The organism is Roseburia sp. AF12-17LB, from assembly GCF_003479605.1.
GTDB lineage: Bacteria > Bacillota > Clostridia > Lachnospirales > Lachnospiraceae > Roseburia_C > Roseburia_C amylophila.
In genome coordinates this window covers 380,643-396,984 of sequence record NZ_QUHR01000001.1, presented here as the reverse complement: position 1 = coordinate 396,984, position 16,342 = coordinate 380,643, and the positions used below count along the sequence as shown (strand labels likewise).

At 32.9% G+C, this 16,342-nt stretch carries 14 protein-coding genes; all 14 read right to left on the bottom strand.

Going from position 1 to position 16,342, the window contains the following annotated elements; genetic code table 11:
• The 14 genes from DWV68_RS01785 to DWV68_RS01720 all read right to left on the bottom strand — a co-directional run bounded on the left by DWV68_RS01785 (window position 1) and on the right by DWV68_RS01720 (window position 16,316).
• Window positions 1-1,509, bottom strand: coding sequence for an oligosaccharide flippase family protein (locus DWV68_RS01785; RefSeq protein WP_197420793.1), 1,509 nt, complete (start codon window positions 1,507-1,509; stop codon window positions 1-3).
• On the bottom strand, window positions 1,499-2,692 hold the full coding sequence (locus DWV68_RS01780; protein ID WP_118056491.1) for a Coenzyme F420 hydrogenase/dehydrogenase, beta subunit C-terminal domain: 1,194 nt from the start codon (window positions 2,690-2,692) through the stop codon (window positions 1,499-1,501). The genes DWV68_RS01785 and DWV68_RS01780 overlap by 11 nt, the downstream gene beginning before the upstream one ends.
• A 24-nt stretch (window positions 2,693-2,716) precedes the next feature.
• Window positions 2,717-3,475: an acyltransferase gene (locus DWV68_RS14630; protein ID WP_242988684.1), complete on the bottom strand. Its 759-nt coding sequence runs from the start codon at window positions 3,473-3,475 to the stop codon at window positions 2,717-2,719.
• Window positions 3,472-4,524, bottom strand: a complete 1,053-nt coding sequence (locus DWV68_RS01770) for a polysaccharide pyruvyl transferase family protein (RefSeq protein WP_118056492.1) — start codon at window positions 4,522-4,524, stop codon at window positions 3,472-3,474. Before DWV68_RS01770 ends, DWV68_RS14630 begins: the two co-directional genes overlap by 4 nt.
• Window positions 4,525-6,345 (bottom strand): hypothetical protein, encoded by a 1,821-nt coding sequence (locus DWV68_RS01765; protein WP_118056493.1) that lies wholly within the window; start codon window positions 6,343-6,345, stop codon window positions 4,525-4,527. It abuts the gene before it with no gap.
• Window positions 6,346-6,353: 8 nt separating this feature from the next.
• Window positions 6,354-7,565 carry a glycosyltransferase gene (locus tag DWV68_RS01760; RefSeq protein WP_118056494.1) on the bottom strand — a complete coding sequence of 404 codons (1,212 nt, stop codon included), beginning with the start codon at window positions 7,563-7,565 and terminating at the stop codon, window positions 6,354-6,356.
• Window positions 7,566-7,586: 21 nt separating this feature from the next.
• Window positions 7,587-8,456, bottom strand: coding sequence for a glycosyltransferase (locus DWV68_RS01755; RefSeq protein ID WP_118056495.1), 870 nt, complete (start codon window positions 8,454-8,456; stop codon window positions 7,587-7,589).
• A 12-nt stretch (window positions 8,457-8,468) separates the two neighbouring features.
• Complete coding sequence (locus DWV68_RS01750) at window positions 8,469-9,506, bottom strand: GDP-mannose 4,6-dehydratase (RefSeq protein WP_118056496.1); 1,038 nt, start codon at window positions 9,504-9,506, stop codon at window positions 8,469-8,471.
• 2 nt (window positions 9,507-9,508) lie between these two features.
• Window positions 9,509-10,366, bottom strand: a complete 858-nt coding sequence (locus DWV68_RS01745; RefSeq protein WP_118056497.1) for an NAD-dependent epimerase/dehydratase family protein — start codon at window positions 10,364-10,366, stop codon at window positions 9,509-9,511.
• A 3-nt stretch (window positions 10,367-10,369) separates the two neighbouring features.
• Window positions 10,370-11,371 carry a GHMP family kinase ATP-binding protein gene (locus DWV68_RS01740; protein WP_118056498.1) on the bottom strand — a complete coding sequence of 334 codons (1,002 nt, stop codon included), beginning with the start codon at window positions 11,369-11,371 and terminating at the stop codon, window positions 10,370-10,372.
• A complete protein-coding gene (locus tag DWV68_RS01735; protein ID WP_118664872.1) occupies window positions 11,371-12,498 on the bottom strand; it encodes a glycosyltransferase in 1,128 nt (375 codons plus the stop codon). Before DWV68_RS01735 ends, DWV68_RS01740 begins: the two co-directional genes overlap by 1 nt.
• A gap of 63 nt (window positions 12,499-12,561) precedes the next feature.
• Entirely contained in the window at window positions 12,562-13,557 is a 996-nt protein-coding gene (locus DWV68_RS01730; protein ID WP_118056500.1) for a glycosyltransferase family 2 protein, read from the bottom strand.
• A gap of 16 nt (window positions 13,558-13,573) precedes the next feature.
• On the bottom strand, window positions 13,574-15,325 hold the full coding sequence (locus DWV68_RS01725; RefSeq protein ID WP_147404526.1) for a hypothetical protein: 1,752 nt from the start codon (window positions 15,323-15,325) through the stop codon (window positions 13,574-13,576).
• Entirely contained in the window at window positions 15,318-16,316 is a 999-nt protein-coding gene (locus tag DWV68_RS01720) for a metallophosphoesterase family protein (RefSeq protein WP_197420792.1), read from the bottom strand. Before DWV68_RS01720 ends, DWV68_RS01725 begins: the two co-directional genes overlap by 8 nt.
• Between the last annotated feature and the right edge of the window lie 26 nt (window positions 16,317-16,342).

Genomic DNA, 16,342 nt, shown 5'->3' with positions numbered 1-16,342 from the left:
CTATATGGATTTTAATGCCTTTTTTTCCTCATCAGAACTTACCATATAAGCAAGTGCTATATATAACACTGTATAAATTATTCCCCATATAATCATTTCAAACTTATTTGTAATACCAATTCTATTAGAAATAGCATATAATACTATGCTCATACATACCATTGAAGCAACAATTGGCACAATATTTTGGAAATATCTTTTTACATCCAAGCCAATCGTTTTCTTGAGATATGGGACTATAAATACACACATTCCTATAACATACGCTGCTGTTGTAGAATAGGCTGCGCCTTTTATTCCTAATGGTTTAACTAATACATATGTTGTCACAACATTAGCCAAAAATATCACAAACTCACACACCAAAAAATATGTCTGTTTATTTATAGCTCTTAAAATCAAGTGTCCGCTTCCCATTAATGAGCTAAATAATGTTCCTACCATCACTATCATGCTAGTAGTCCATGCCAATTCATACCTAGAATCAAGCCAGATATCTGTTACAAAAAACTTCCCTACCACTAAATATCCACCCAGTATATAGAACGCAATAAATGCTTGTAACCGGCTTATCTTTATCATCACTTCTGTAGATTTTTCTTTCGGGTTGTTCTCACTAAATTTCATAACTATCTTTGGAAATATCATTGTACTAACAATTTGTGTCATACTGTTAAAAGCTGCTGAAATAATGGCTCCTGATGAAAAAATAGAAACCATTGATGCATTTAAGCGCATACCAATTATTATCGAATCGGTATTCCATATCAGCTGTTCAATAATAAGATTTAAAAAAAACAATAGTGAATACGAAAAGAATTTTTTAGGTGAAATAGGCATCCTTTTATTTAGATTGCAGAAACCAATTTTCATTTTTCCTTTACAAATCGCATATAAAAAGTTTGCACCAAATGTAAATATTGAAACATACAAATCTATATACGCTATAAGTGTAGCCGACTTTCCTTTGTTTATCAACGAAAAAATCAATGCTACCCTCAACAGATATTTCAACAAATCCACTGTTTTTACATATGTATATTTCTCATATACAAACAGATAAGACATATATAAATCTGTTAGAATTGAAAAAACAGCGCTAATTAACAATATAATAAAAATATTTCTGGCAAGCTGCAAATCTCTCGTTGATAAGCTGGTAGAAAAAAAATTAGGGATAAAACGGAATATCAGACATCCAACTAAAACAGCAAATAATCCCGCCCCAAAATTCAATGCTGTTGAAAATGAAACTAATGCTTTTGCTGCATCTCCTTTATCTTCACCCTTCGCTCTTAATTCTGACAAAAAACGTATCAATGTGTTTCCTACGCCAAAATTTAAAATAATCAAATATGCCGCTAACGACACTATAATTTTATATATTCCATAATCATTATCGCCAAATATTTTTATCAAATAGGGTGTTACTACAACTGTACTGATCATTTGCACAAAAACTGTAGCATAGTTAATGACTGTTCCATATACTATCTGTTTATTCTTCATTTTTTCCACAACCTTTATAGCCATTAATTTTATTTGCCAATACCGTTGGTAAGTAATATTTTACCTTTTGCTTCCATGACAAGGTTTTCTTAATTGCTCTTTTTAAGCCTTCTTTCTTATAAGTATCCAAGAAAATTTTATCCGATTCATCTCTTACCCTTGGTTCGGTCAAACGCTTATTATGTCTTTCAACCTTTGAATATTCTACTTTTTCCAGATAAACCTGCTCTTTAACAAGATTTAGCAATGTCTTTCCCTTAACTGTATTTATACATAAAATTGATGTTCCTTTAGCGTTATAGTATGGTTCTTGCGGCGATACCCCATGATAATCTCCTAATGTAATATCTGAATACCTATTTTTTCCTCGTACATTACAAGAAAAACATGACTCCCGTTGCATATAATGAACCGCTATCCCCAAATCAGTTTCATAAAATACCCTGACATATCTCTTCTCATTATCAAATCTAATATCACTCCATTGAGGTATCCAATTTGTTCCTGCAGGCAATCTTAAATTAATAGATTTTACAGAAGACTTGTATTTTTTTTCTAAATTTTCTATATAGTTTTCTAGAACTGAAGGTGCCGTTGGTCCCTGACACACAAGATCAATCTTATACAAAATGTCATATTCTTTTCCCAAAAATGTTGATAAAGCTGCAACTTCACAAGGACATCCCACAAATAATACAGGAGTCTCTCTTTCTAAACATTCTTTTATTCTTTTATATATCAGGTTCTTCCTGCTTTGCACATACTTCGAGCGTTGCATCCTTTCTAGAAGTTCTTCTCCGCCCAATTCATGATGAACTCCCTTAAAATCTTCATCCCAAATAACGGCACATACCTTTCCATTGGGATACATTTTCATGAATTCATCTGCAAAAATTCTAAATAACCCACCTGAAGAACTACTATATACTATCTGTTTCTTTTTTGAGTATCCTGCATAAGTTTCAATTTCATCTATGTTATTCTCCTGCTTATCTTTTGCCCTATGGCATACACTAGTACATTTTCCACATGCAATACATTTCTTATAATTTGTATATGGATAGAAAAAACCACTTTCATCTTTTCGCATCTCCATAGCTCCAACAGGGCATATATTCGCACATGCTTCACATCCAGTGCATTCTATTTTTTTTATATAATTAAAAGTAAATGCTTCTTCCAAAATACACCTTCCTTATGATTATGCTTAATTAAAATGCCAATGCGGTTTTCCTGACAAAACATATGTCAAATTTCTTGTCCTATCAGATATTTTTTTTGCCGGTACTCCTCCGTATATGCCATATGGTTCACAGTTTTTACAGACTAATGCCTTTGCTGCTATTACAGCGCCTTCTCCTATTTTTACCCCTGGCAATATGGTAGAATCCGAACACACCCACGCCCGTTCACCAATTACAACTTCACCTCTATGTTCAGGTGTAACTGCAAAGCTTGGGCTATTGACATCATGCTCTTGCGTCCAAATATGTACATTCATGCCTAAAACAACATTGTCTTCTATTATAATTCCTGATCTTCCATCAATTATGCAGTTGCCCGCAATTATGCAATTTCCCATGTGCACATTCCACGGAGAACGAATCTCACAGCCTGCACTTATAACAGTTTTTTTGTCTATATCCATGCAAAAAACTCTTTTATATAATATCTTTCTAATTCTATTACTCGGATATTTACTCATGCGCATCTGACAATACCGCATCCATCCATAAAAATAATGATCCGCATTTTTATAAAAAGTTTTTAATGCATTCACAAGTTTTCTTTCTTTCAAAGAAGACTTGCTATTTTTTATTTCTTCTGTTTTTTGATTAGAATTTTTAGTTTTTTGTTTTACCATGCTATCTATTTTTCGTTCTATTCTGCAATAAACCGATAAAAACAAAATGTTTAATAGATATATTAACAAAACAACTATTATTATCTTTAATATTATATTCATAAATTTTCCAATGCCTCACTTAAATACTTTTCAGATTCAATTTTTCTTTTTTTTATGTTTTCATTTATTATTGAATAATCAAGAGTCTCAGTGTGTAAATATCTATCAATACTGCCTTTTTTATAATAACTCATTTGTATTCCTAAAAATTCCAGTAATCCATTATTCTTATTTAATTTGTCTTCTCTCGATATTAAAACAACTTTCTTTTTATTTTTCAAAGCAAAAACTAAGCCATGGTACGAATCCGTAATAACAACTTCACAATTACGAAAACACGTTATCCACTCTTGCTCGGTTGCTGCTGGCAAATTAATATTTGCCCATCTATATTCTCTTGCAAGAGAAACAATTTCATATTCATGTTTATTTGCATAATCAATTATTTCGTCTGCATAATCAGCGATTGAATCAAATGAATATAATACAATACTTTTTTCCCCTAGCTTTGTTTTACATGTAATTTCATTAAATTCCCATAAAAATGTAGGATCCAATACAACAGTAACTTCTTGATGTTCATTATTTTCAATAAATTTTTTTGTAACTACATCTCTAGCGGAATAATTTTTAAATTTTTGAAACCACGTTATCTGTTCATCTGATAACACATAATCAACTGATAAAGCTCCTGTACTTGGAGCATAATAAATCAATGCAGTTTTATCTATATCTTTTCCTATATATATGTCATCATAAAAAGGATGTTTGCAATTTAAAATCTCATCGCTGCCTGCTATCACTAAATCTAAATCCAAACCATCTACTTCTTTTCCGTCTTTCACCTCTATTTGATTAGGAATATTTTTTATCCAATTATTAAATGCTTTCATTCTTTTTATTGATTGCATAATATGCTTTGGATGCCTCTGCCAATTTGGTTCTACCCTCAATGCAATTTTTATATTTTTTACAAAATAATATTTGGGTTTAAACATTAATACTGTAATATTGTGTCCTTTTTCCTTCAAATAATTTGTCATCGCATACAGTTGTGCCTGTGCACCATAATTCAATCCACCTGCATATGTTAAAATTCCTATATTCATTTATCCTTCCTCTATCTGTGCTATTATCATATTTATATCTTTATATACCTTATATGTATCTGTATAAAGATATTCATTTGTATCTAATTTAACGCAATATAACTTTTTATCCAAAAAAGTAGTTAAATCTTCGTTAGAAAATACTATTTTTACTTCATTATCATCCTCATAGTTCTCTTCATATCGCTTAACTTGTATTTCCGGAATAATTAATTGTATATAGTATTCTAATTTATATACTTTATTTGAATGTACATAAATCTTGCCGAAATTATCCAAATATGTTCTTAATGTTTCATTTTCGCTATATGCCACAAATTTGTCAGTATATTCTTGTGTTGTTTCAGAAATATTTCCCCTGAAAAATATACACTGATACAACTGTTGATAAAAAAGCAAGCTGACTATTAATGTAAAATAAATATAAATACTGTTCGATTTTTTACAAACCATTATCAAAATAATACTTATCAGCAAGCTTATCTTAAATGCTAAAGAATAAGAAATTACTTTGCCCATTGAAAATGCTTCAAAGAATTTTCCAACATCAAATTCTTCCATTCCATTTATATCAAAAGTTCTTAAAAATACCACTCTAAATAATAAATATAAAATTAATGCAAGCAATATAGCTTTTGTAAGTAATTTTTTTGTGTCATTTTCTTTCATGTATACATATAAAGATATAACCATTGGCGGTAAAAAATTAATATAATACCTTAAATAGAAAAAAAATCTTCCATCATTGTAAACATCACCTTGCATTAAATTTATTCCATGCCAGCAATTTATAACTCCCATTGCCAAAATACTAACGCCCAGACCGATCATGCAAAACATACTAACAATATTCGCCATTTCCTCTGTGTTTTTTCTTTTTTTCAAGAAAAAGAAAAAACATACAATTGAAGCTGCAAAACCAAAACCAGTAAAAATTAAGATTGCATATGCATTAGTAGCGGATACGGTTAATATTCCTTTTAAAGTATCTCGTATTCCAAACGTTTTAATCGTCAGAATAAAATTTTTTACTAATCCCACATTACCACTCTGACCGATTGCTGCCGAAGCCAATTCATTAAGAGCTTGTTCATTTCTATACAGTTGCATTCCAACATATCGGTTAATTTTCCATGCAATAAGCAGAAAAGCACTACCAATAATAATTGCTCGATAATCAAGAAAACTTTTCTTCTTTTTTAAAGACAAAAAAAATACAACCACCAAGATTGAAGGTAAATAAATCAATGTCCTTGCATGGCAGATACAACAATATGAAAATACGCCTATCAATATAAGAGAATATTTTAAATTGCTTCCATATTTATAAATTTTTAGGATAAAATAAATAAATAACCATGTGCTAAGTGTTAATATGGCTTCGTTACAGAAAATATCAGCAGTAGCATTTGAAAAAAAAGAACCCGCTAATGAAACCACAGCTATTTCAAGTTCATTATCATATTCAAAAATTTTTTTCAAGATTAACCAACAAACGACCGACTGTAACGCCAGTATGAAAGCCAATACAGTTCTTGCAAGATTATATATAATTTTCCCATTTGTTATAAAATAAAATAATGGTGCTAAATACCAGGCACTGCCGCATCCATATTTTGTGCCAAATTTTGTAACTAAATAGCTCCAGTCATATCCTGCCAGTTTTGCGGCTGATGCTAAAGAAAGCACCTCATCTGGTCCTGATGTTGGAGTCTTAACAATAAAAATCGGAATTAAATGTAATAAAAAGCTCAGAATTAATACCATTAAAACTCCACTATATTTTTTTTCTTTAACTTTTAAGCCATTTATTATCTTCATCCTCTCTCCTACAAACCTAAGATTTGTTCTATGAATTTTTTTGCATCATTATCATAATTAAATTTACTAATTATTTTCTGTTTTGCATTGCACCCAATGTAACTTGCATCTTCTCTTTTTTTACATATTCTATTAATAGTATCTATATAATCTTGAGGTTTTTCACAATGGTAATAGTCAACTTGATCAATCATTGGAATTCCCTCTATACCAATATCATTAGTCAATACGGGGAGTCCCAAACTCATTGCTTCTAATATTTTCACCTTTATTCCCGCTCCCATAACCAATGGTGCCACCAGGCACATGGATTGCGCTAGTTCTTTACCTACATCCTCAACAAATCCTTTGATTACGACCCGGTCACCAGCATATGATAATAGTTTAGCCTTTGGTCCGCTTCCAACAATAACAAATTTAATTTCTTTGTCTTCAATTCCAGGCAAAACATTCTTTATAAACCATACGCAGCTTTTCCAATTTTCCTCCCGTGCCATTGCTCCATAAAAAACTACTTCGTTACTACCGTTATTGCATAATTTTCTGTCAGACAAATTTTGGTAAAAAACAGACCATACCATGCTCTTTCCCACATATCCATCGCCACAAGATAATTTATAATCTTTTTCATTATTAAAAACCACAAGATTACATTGATTTAAATACCGTATTTCTAATTTTTTTACTCGTCTAGCTTTGCATGCAAAAAATGCCTTCTGAAACACATTTTTATAGAAATCACGTTTCCGCTGCATTCCCAGATAAGAAACATCTTCTTCTATAGCAACAAATTTCGCGTTTACCCATTTTTTTTTGAAAATCGGCAAAAAGAATAGTATTTCTGTCCATTGCATTATTATTATATCCGGTTCATAATTTTCGTTCTCCAATTCCCGGAGCATTCTTCGCATTCCAATTCTATAATCAATTGTTGTCAATCCCGCATATTTATTGCAAATTTCCAGTTTCGATATCCATGCCAATCCTCTTTTTAATTCATTAACAATTCCACCTCTAGGTCTGACATACATATTATAATTTATTCCATACAAATCCAAATCTATTTTACCTATCTCATCTGGTTTGCAGAAAGTAGCTAACCTTAAGTTAATGTTTTTTTCTTTTGCCATCTGTTTTAAGTACCAATTTTGTGTTTTACCGCTTGCATGTGATACCGAATCATATGGAACCATTAGCGAAACCCATAAGACTTTTTTCATACTTACACTAACCTCCGTAACTTACTTTCTAACTTTCATATATATATCATACATATATCTTTCAATGTATCCCAGACCAAAACATATCTCAAATATTATTCGTTCAACAATGCCTCCGTCTAAATAGTCTTGCAAATATATAAGCATACTTTTATGAAAATTTTTAAATGCCTTTACCTTTCCACCGTAATGTTTTTTTATTGATACCGAATGAAAATGGTCATACCTGCATTTTGGCAAAACGGCCTCTTTATAGCCGTTCCACAGAAGCCGTCTTGCCAAAATATTTTCTTCGCAATAAAGAAATGTTTTTTCATCGAATCCATCAATCTTATCATATGCCTCACGCGAAATAGCAAAAAAAGAGCCTTCAACTACACCAACTGTTTCAAAATGATTTTTACTACCTAGCATTTTGCTTTTTATCTTTCTTTTGTCCAGATTGAACCAAACCAAAAAAATAGATTCTATCAGCCCCCAAAACTTCGGTAAATTCCAAATATTATATCCTTGATTTACTATCGGTGCAACAACCCCTATATCTTTGTGGTTATTAGATAGCTTATCCATTTCTTGCAATACATGATTCTCAAACCGAACATCTGGGTTTGATATAAAGAACAACTTGGGATTATAATTTTTTTCAGCATATCTGCATCCAAAATTGTTTCCATATGCATATCCACCATTTTTATCAGTCTGTATAACATCTATTTTGTCTGATTTCAAACAGGTTAATTTAGAAAATGAACAATCCGTCGAGCAGTTATCTACAACAACAATTTTATCAATTGCATTACACGTTTTTGCCATTTCTACAAACTCCAACGTTGTCTCCGCATCGTTATAATTCAGTACTATCAAAAAATTCTTCAAGATTATGATCTCCATTAATAATACATATTATCTTGTCAAAAAATTTTCTCCATTGCTGATTCTTTTTCTCCAATAATTTAGCAAATCTTGCATTGTCTGTTCAAATGGAATCTGAGGTTCCCATCCAGTATGCTCTTTAAATTTTCTACAATCAGGCACCTGTAAATCAGCATCTATCGGTCTTAATCTTTCCGGATCAGTAACAACTTCTATTTTATCCTTCATTGTCGAGTATGAAATCAAAGTATTCAATGTGTCACCAACTTCACATGTATATGATCCACCTATATTGTAATATTCTCCTGCAATAGGATTGACAGTAACTAACATATAGTAAGCCCTTACAGCATCTCTGACATCAGCATATGTCCTAAGTGATTGCAAATTTCCTACCATAACTTTTGGTTCTATTAATCCAGCCTCAATCATAGCAATCTGCTTTGCAAATGTGGACTCATGAAATACATCGCCTCTTCGTGGTCCTGTATGAGTAAACATGCGAGTAGTCATAACTGTCATCCCATAAGCCTCTGCATAATATCTTCCTAACAAATCTGTTCCAACTTTTGATATTGCATATGGCGAAGCTGGATGAAATGGACATTCCTCATTAATTCCTGCTTCTGGTTTTTTTTCTTTTGGAATTTTTCCAAACACTTCTGAAGATGCACATACATGAATAATCGGCTTATATGAAGAATCTTCTTCCATTGCCAAATGTATTGATTCTAACAGTCTGGCAGTCCCCAGTATATTAGTATTAAGTGTATCAATTGGTGCTGTAAAACTGGTTAATGGATAACTCTGTGCAGCTAAATGGAACACATAGTCAGGCTTTATTTTATTTACTACAGTAATTAATGATACCTGATCATTCAAATCGGCATACTCAAAAAATAATCTGTCTTTCTCATTTACCCTTTCTAACAAATGACTAACATTGTCTAATGGGCTTCTCCATCTGCAGACACCATAAACATCCCAATCCGTATTTTCTAATAGAAAATCTGCCAAATGTGAACCTACCATTCCTGTAATTCCTGTTATTAACGCCTTCTTTTTCATTTTTATTCATTCTCCATTTCTCTTTGTATTTTTGTTGTAAAACTTTCTCTTTTTAATATATTCATATCATATAGATATAAACTTTCCATCTGAGTTATGCTTGGCCTATTTTGATAAAAACTTTCATCTGGTACAGATATTGTGTATTTTAGCTTACCTTTCTTAATTCTATTGATTTCATCTGCAATTCTCACTCTGCTTACCAGCTCATTTCCAGCAACATTCAACACAAAATCCGTAAATTTCTCCCAGTTATTAATCATCCACTCTACAACCTTGACAACATCCGATACCACAATACAATTTCTGTAAAAAGGATGATAAACATCTGCTATCTCTCCTTTCTCCATACATGACATACAATACGATACAAATCTATCCTTGCCCGAAGCTACATATGATAATCTAATAGCCTTAAAATAAGCTGATTGTTTAAATTCATCCTCAACCGCTTTTTTCATTCTACCATATGGAGTCTTTGCCATTGTTTCACTTTTTTCATTATAGATGAATCCATCAATATCTCCAAATACTGCATCACTTGAGAAAAATAGTACTCTTATATTTCTTTTTATTGCTTCACTTATAAATTTTGTTGTTCCAATCACATTTATATTCCAGCACATTTCATATTCCTTTGCACACATATCCGGTCCAGAAATTGCTGCTGTAAAAATAAGGTATGATAATCCATCCAATAAATCAAAATTAAATTTTTCGCAATCTTGTAAATCTAAATATATATCAGCCAAATCGCTTTTATCAAATTTTACCACCTTGGCAATATTGCTACAAGTCTCAAAATGTTCAATTAAGAATTGTGCGATATATCCTGTGCTCCCAACTATTCCTATGTTCACTTTTTATCCCTCATAATCTTCTGCTGTATACTGTATAATTCTCGAGCCACCATTTTCAAATTCGAACGGAACATGCAATAAACCACTCATTGCATTAATTAAATTCTGTTTATTTTCTGGCTTAACATAAAAAATCAAAAAACCTCCTCCACCAGCGCCAAGTAGTTTCCCTCCTAATGCACCTGCTTCGATTCCTTTCTTATATAATGCATCAATGCTTTCTGTACTAACCTTTTCCCCGGTAGTTCTTTTGAGTTTCCATGTGTAATCAAGCAGTCTGCCAAATTCATCTAAATCGCTATTCTTTTCCACCAAAATCTTTTCAGCTTCATCTACTAAAGAATACATTTCTTTTAACTTTTTTATTTTATTTTCATTCGACTCTCCTGCATTATTCGCTTTTTGTATATCAGATGAAAATCTCGTAAATCCAGTAAAAAACATAACTAAATTATAATTCAACATACTTTTTCGCTCTGGTGAAATAATAACCGGACTTACTTTATATCCATCCTCATTAAAATCTATTCTATTAAAGCCTCCAAATGCTGCCGCTATCTGATCCTGCCAGCCTCCAGCTTCCGCACATAATTCTCTTTCTAAGTAAATGGCTTCATCTGCCAATTTTTTCTTATCTACATATTTTCCTTTTAATGCATAAAAGGCATTTAACATTCCCACCGCAAATGAACTACTTGTACCTAATCCTGACTGTGCTGGTAAATCAGCTTCATATGTCAATCGTAATTCATGCATATCCAACATTTTCATTGCATTTCTAATTGCAGGATGTTGAATTTCATCATATGTATTAACATATTCCATTCTAGAATATGTTAAATGGGTTTTATAATCAAAAAATCTCGGCAGATGTCTAACAGTAACGTAACAATATTTATCGAATGTTGTTGACAAAACTGCCCCTCCATACTTTCTAAAATAATTTTCCATATCCGTTCCCCCGCCAAAAAATGACATTCTAAACGGAGTTTGTGATATAACCATTAATTGCCTCCTTCTACGATTTCATCTAATATTTCGTTCATTCTATCCCAGCTAAATTTGTACGCTTCGTTTTCTATTTCCTTTTCAAAATGCCGTTTATCATTGCATTCATAAAATTTAACTATCGCTTGTCCAAGTTCTTCTGCATTAAATGGCGGAACAACATAGCCTGTCTTTCCATCCGCAACAACTTCTGGCAATCCCCCTACATTTGTAACAACTACAGGTTTTAAAAACTCATATGCAATTTGAACAATTCCGCTTTGTGTTGCAGATTCATATGGTAGAATAACCATGTCTGTTGCTGTAAAGTACTTTTCTACATCATCATCCGAGACATATGCATCTTCTATTAATATATAATTCTCTATGTTTAAATCTTTTATTATTTTTAAATAATGATCCTTTTCTCCTCCAAAATCACCTACAATATATAACTTAACATTAGGTATTTTATTTTTTATAATACTCAATGCTTTTAATAAGTACTTCAATCCCTTATATTCTCTAATCAATCCAAAAAATAATAACACAAATTCATTTTGAGCAACATTTAATATTTTTCTTGCATCATCTTTTTCCAGTTGACTCTTATTAAAAACATTATATGTGGGTATTACAGCCTTTTTATAACGTGCATCTTTTTTTACCGAAAGTAAGTCCACTTCATCTAACTTGGAATGAACAATATAATACTTTCCTTTCTTCAGAGTAGCTTGAGTTAGCAGTCTATCCATAGGAAATCTTTCATGTGGAAAAACATTATGACACACAAATAAAATTTCCTTTGTCTTTAATAAGCTACATATTATTTGATAACAAGGTGCAAAATACGGATGCCACCACTGAAAAACCACTAAGTCCGGAGATAACTTATTTATCTTTTTTGCAACATGAACCCAGTTAAAAGGGTTTGCTGTATTTATACAATAGTTCGTACCGTCAACTTTAAATGTATCGCTTTCATAATCCTTTTGTTCTTTTTTATACATAAATTTAGGATATTGCATCTTATATGATAACGCAATCACTTCATGCTTTTTCGCAAAAGTCTTGCACATCATTCCCATGTAGTGTGCTATCCCGCCTTTATAAGGATACACAGGGCCAACCATTACTATTTTCATTTTATTTTTCCTTCCTACTTTCTTAGATTAAATACATAATCCTATGCATAAATAAAATTTTCTTTATGATAATGGAGCCTCATCTTTTGCCTCATCAAATGTATTATCCATGCATGCATCAGAAGAATAGTACATTTTTCTTACCTTATATTGTACATCCTGCATTATTTTTCTATTTGCAGATATTACATCAGCAAGCATACCCATTACAAAAGTTTGTACCCCTATAATGATAAGCATAGCACATAAAATCAACGATTGTACATTTCCTCCTCCTACACCGTTCACTAATCTAACAATATATCTGATTCCCAATATAATTCCACCTAAAATAGGAATTGTAGAAAGTGTAGTAAATGCCATCAATGGTTTATACATCATATAAGCTCTGATTATTGTAAGCATGGATTTCTTTATATAACCAAACATACTGCTGAACAGTCTTGACGGTCTCAGTTCAGCATTCGTACGTATCGGCACTGATGTCATGGCAATCTTACCACGCCCAGCCTGTACAATTGTTTCCAGTGTATATGTATATTCATTCACTACATTCATCTTAAGCGCTGCTTCTCTGCTATATGCCCTGAATCCAGATGGTGCATCTGGTATATCTGAATTAGAAGCCTTACGCACAACCCAGCTGCCAAAATGCTGTAATTTCTTTTTAAGCGGCGAAAAATGTTTTGTCTGATCAATAGGTCTTTCCCCTATGACTATATCTGCTTTTTTATCAATAATAGGTCTTACGAGTTTCTCTATATCTTCACCGCAATACTGATTATCCGCATCCGTATTCACTATTATGTCTGCTCCATGTTTCAGGCATTCGTTAAGACCTGCCATAAACCCCTTTGCAAGTCCTTTATTTCTCTTAAAGCTCACAATATAATGCACGCCCCAATTTCTTGCTACTTCAACGGTGTTGTCTTTACTTCCATCATTGATAATCAGATACTCTATTTTATCAATTCCATCAATATGTTTTGGTAAATCATTTAATGCTACCTCAAGTGTCTCTGCTTCATTATAACAGGGAATCTGTATAATCAGTTTCATCTTTTAGTTCCTCACTTTATTTTTTTCTTATAATGTAATAATTTTCATTTTCATATAACACGGTACCTTCCATTGGTTCTGCCCACGCCATTTTATCCACAACATATGTCTTTCCACTTTCTATTTCATCCAGCTCACCTTCCGTGATTCCAGTAACTTTTGCTTCCATAAATTTTATCTGGAAAGCAACTGCACGATAACCATCTGTTGCACACACAGCAAACTCTTCTATTCCATTCTCATTCAAATAATCACACGCTACTTGAAACTGAGTCTCATAAAGCGGCATATTAATGACATTTGGTGTATCCTTATACAATTCCGCTACATGATAATTTGCATTATATCCACTAAATACACACATACCAGTCCATATGCCTATCAAAGCGATTTTTCCCATTTTTTTATAATTATAATATATGACTGCAATAAATATCATAAACGTAATTCCAACAATACTGCTTTGCATTACTGTAAAGCGATTCTGTGTCGAGAAATATGGCAATAACACTGCTGGGATTGCCCAATAATTAAATGCATTATTCTGATATATCCTCGTCATATATTCTACAAAAACAGACAATACAACGCTACCTGAAATAATCGCTATCCAGGTTTTTCTTTCAATGCCTCTACAACATTCTATCATTCCTAGCAGCAAAAAGAAAGCAAATACTGTTTCCCAGTATCTTCCATATATGTAAACATCATATCTCAATGTATCAAGCGGTACCTTTGCTAATGCCAAATCTAAAACTGAAACCATCTCTGTTCCGACCAATGCCAGTCCAACAAATACATAGAAATATTTCAAATCATTCTTTTCTTTTTTTTCTTTAATGTACGTTTTTATTCCACTGCAAATTCCAATCAAAACAATGCCAAATGACCCTATTATTGCATACCAAATTTCTCCCAATATACATTGTATTCCGGAAATCAAAAAATAAAAATTAACTTTGCTTCCAACATTTTGTGCTTGACTTGCATATGTATTATATGTATAAGAACGTCCTTGTTTCTCATGCACATTCAGGTACTGCAATACTCCCTGATTCAGTGCAAGCATAAATGCCAGCGGCAACAGAAGAATCAGCAAGCTCTTCCAATCTTTCTGCCGGATACTTCGTGCCAGCACAACTATTGCATAAGCAATCACAACTGCCAATGAACGGTTATGAATAATATAAGTGTATCCAACTGCCAACCCTGCGCAGATTCCCCACCGTATAGCATATGTTTTTAAATATTTAAGCACAAAATAAATACTTAATAGTACAAAGAAATAAAGCCACATCTCCGATAGCATAACTGCTCCCTGGAAAATATAACTGGTATAAAGTGATACTGCTGTTGCACATAAGAGTAACAGGTACTTATTTACATCCTGCGCCAACATTTTTGCAATACTATAACACAAAAGCAGTACTCCACAGCTTATCAGCACATTGAAAAGCATTGCCACCCGATAGACTGTTATTATATTGCTGCTAAATGCCATCGGAATTGCCAGCAAGGCACTATATCCCCATGAATAAAAAGAACTTGCATTTCTCAATACGCCTGACCAGTTTCTTCCAGTGAACGTTGCTGCATGGGAAAGATACCCATATACATCACCTGAGAACCAGCCAGTAAACTGTGTGCTTGTAAGGAGATGTACAATAAAGCAGAGCAGAACCGCCAGACCAACTGCAACTTTCTCTTTCTTTTTATCTGTCCATTGTATCATCCATTCCATAAATCTATCCCAATCCTTTCTACTCACTTCCTTGTACCTTAACTAATGCCCCTTGATTTAAAAAAGCAGGCTGTCCAACATACTCATATATCTTATCTGTCAGATTTCCACTCCATCCGGCATGCAGATGTCCCGCCAGAACTGCTACCACCGGACTGTTATCTGCAGTCAGCAGGTTTAAAAATTCTTCTGTTTCCGGCGTTAATTCATAGCCACAATCTTCTCCTAAAAGAAGCGATTTATTTACTGTTCCAAAATCACCGGCATCATACTGCACAACCAGTTCTCCATACTCATTTTGAAGTGTCTTCCTCAAATCTTCTGCCCCGGCTGTATAAATTGGAACATGACAGATTAAAATAATCGGTTTTCCCTTTTTATATAAGCTTTGAAAGCCCTCTAGAGCTTCTGCTGAAATCTGTGCAATTCCATCTACCTGATAATTCCGGATAGAAGCAACATAGAACTCTCCCATATCAAGGCTCTGGAACTCGCAGTTGTTATCTTTAAATACTTTAAGGAATGTTTCATCCGTATCCGCAAAGGTATTCTCCCACGGAATATAGGAATCATGATTTCCGTAGGTATATAAGTATGGCATCGTAAGCTCTGACATTTTTTTCTGAACGGTCTGTATGTTTTCTGCAGAACCATAATCAATCATGTCTCCGCCGGTAAGAAATGCATCGACTTTACTGTCATTGGCATACTGTATCCAATGTTCTATATTTTCTCCAGATGGTATCCCATTCTCATCACGAAAAGCCCTCGTTTCTGTATTTCCAAACCAACCTAAGTCTTCTCTATCTTCAAAGATTGCCTGGTCATCTGTCATATAAAGAAAAACATAACTTCCCTTTACTCCATCTATAGAAATAGGAACTGTCTCCATTTCCAAGCCATAATCTTCCGGTGCAATACTGTCTGTAAATGCAGTTTCATGTACTTCTTTTCCACATCCACTTAAGCATAATGCACTTATCAAAATAAGAATTGCTGCTCGTTTTCTACTCTTCATATTGCCCATTTCATCTACATCGCTTT

Bases quoted from the DNA above. Each gene is read 5' to 3' on its own strand.
- DWV68_RS01785 (WP_197420793.1), bottom strand. From the start codon at position 1,509: ATGAAGAATAAACAGATAGTATATGGAACAGTCATTAACTATGCTACA.
- DWV68_RS14630 (WP_242988684.1), bottom strand. From the start codon at position 3,475: ATGAATATAATATTAAAGATAATAATAGTTGTTTTGTTAATATATCTA.
- DWV68_RS01770 (WP_118056492.1), bottom strand. From the start codon at position 4,524: ATGAATATAGGAATTTTAACATATGCAGGTGGATTGAATTATGGTGCA.
- DWV68_RS01765 (WP_118056493.1), bottom strand. From the start codon at position 6,345: ATGAAGATAATAAATGGCTTAAAAGTTAAAGAAAAAAAATATAGTGGA.
- DWV68_RS01760 (WP_118056494.1), bottom strand. From the start codon at position 7,565: ATGAAAAAAGTCTTATGGGTTTCGCTAATGGTTCCATATGATTCGGTA.
- DWV68_RS01755 (WP_118056495.1), bottom strand. From the start codon at position 8,456: ATGGAGATCATAATCTTGAAGAATTTTTTGATAGTACTGAATTATAAC.
- DWV68_RS01750 (WP_118056496.1), bottom strand. From the start codon at position 9,506: ATGAAAAAGAAGGCGTTAATAACAGGAATTACAGGAATGGTAGGTTCA.
- DWV68_RS01740 (WP_118056498.1), bottom strand. From the start codon at position 11,371: ATGGTTATATCACAAACTCCGTTTAGAATGTCATTTTTTGGCGGGGGA.
- DWV68_RS01735 (WP_118664872.1), bottom strand. From the start codon at position 12,498: ATGAAAATAGTAATGGTTGGCCCTGTGTATCCTTATAAAGGCGGGATA.
- DWV68_RS01730 (WP_118056500.1), bottom strand. From the start codon at position 13,557: ATGAAACTGATTATACAGATTCCCTGTTATAATGAAGCAGAGACACTT.
- DWV68_RS01720 (WP_197420792.1), bottom strand. From the start codon at position 16,316: ATGAAGAGTAGAAAACGAGCAGCAATTCTTATTTTGATAAGTGCATTA.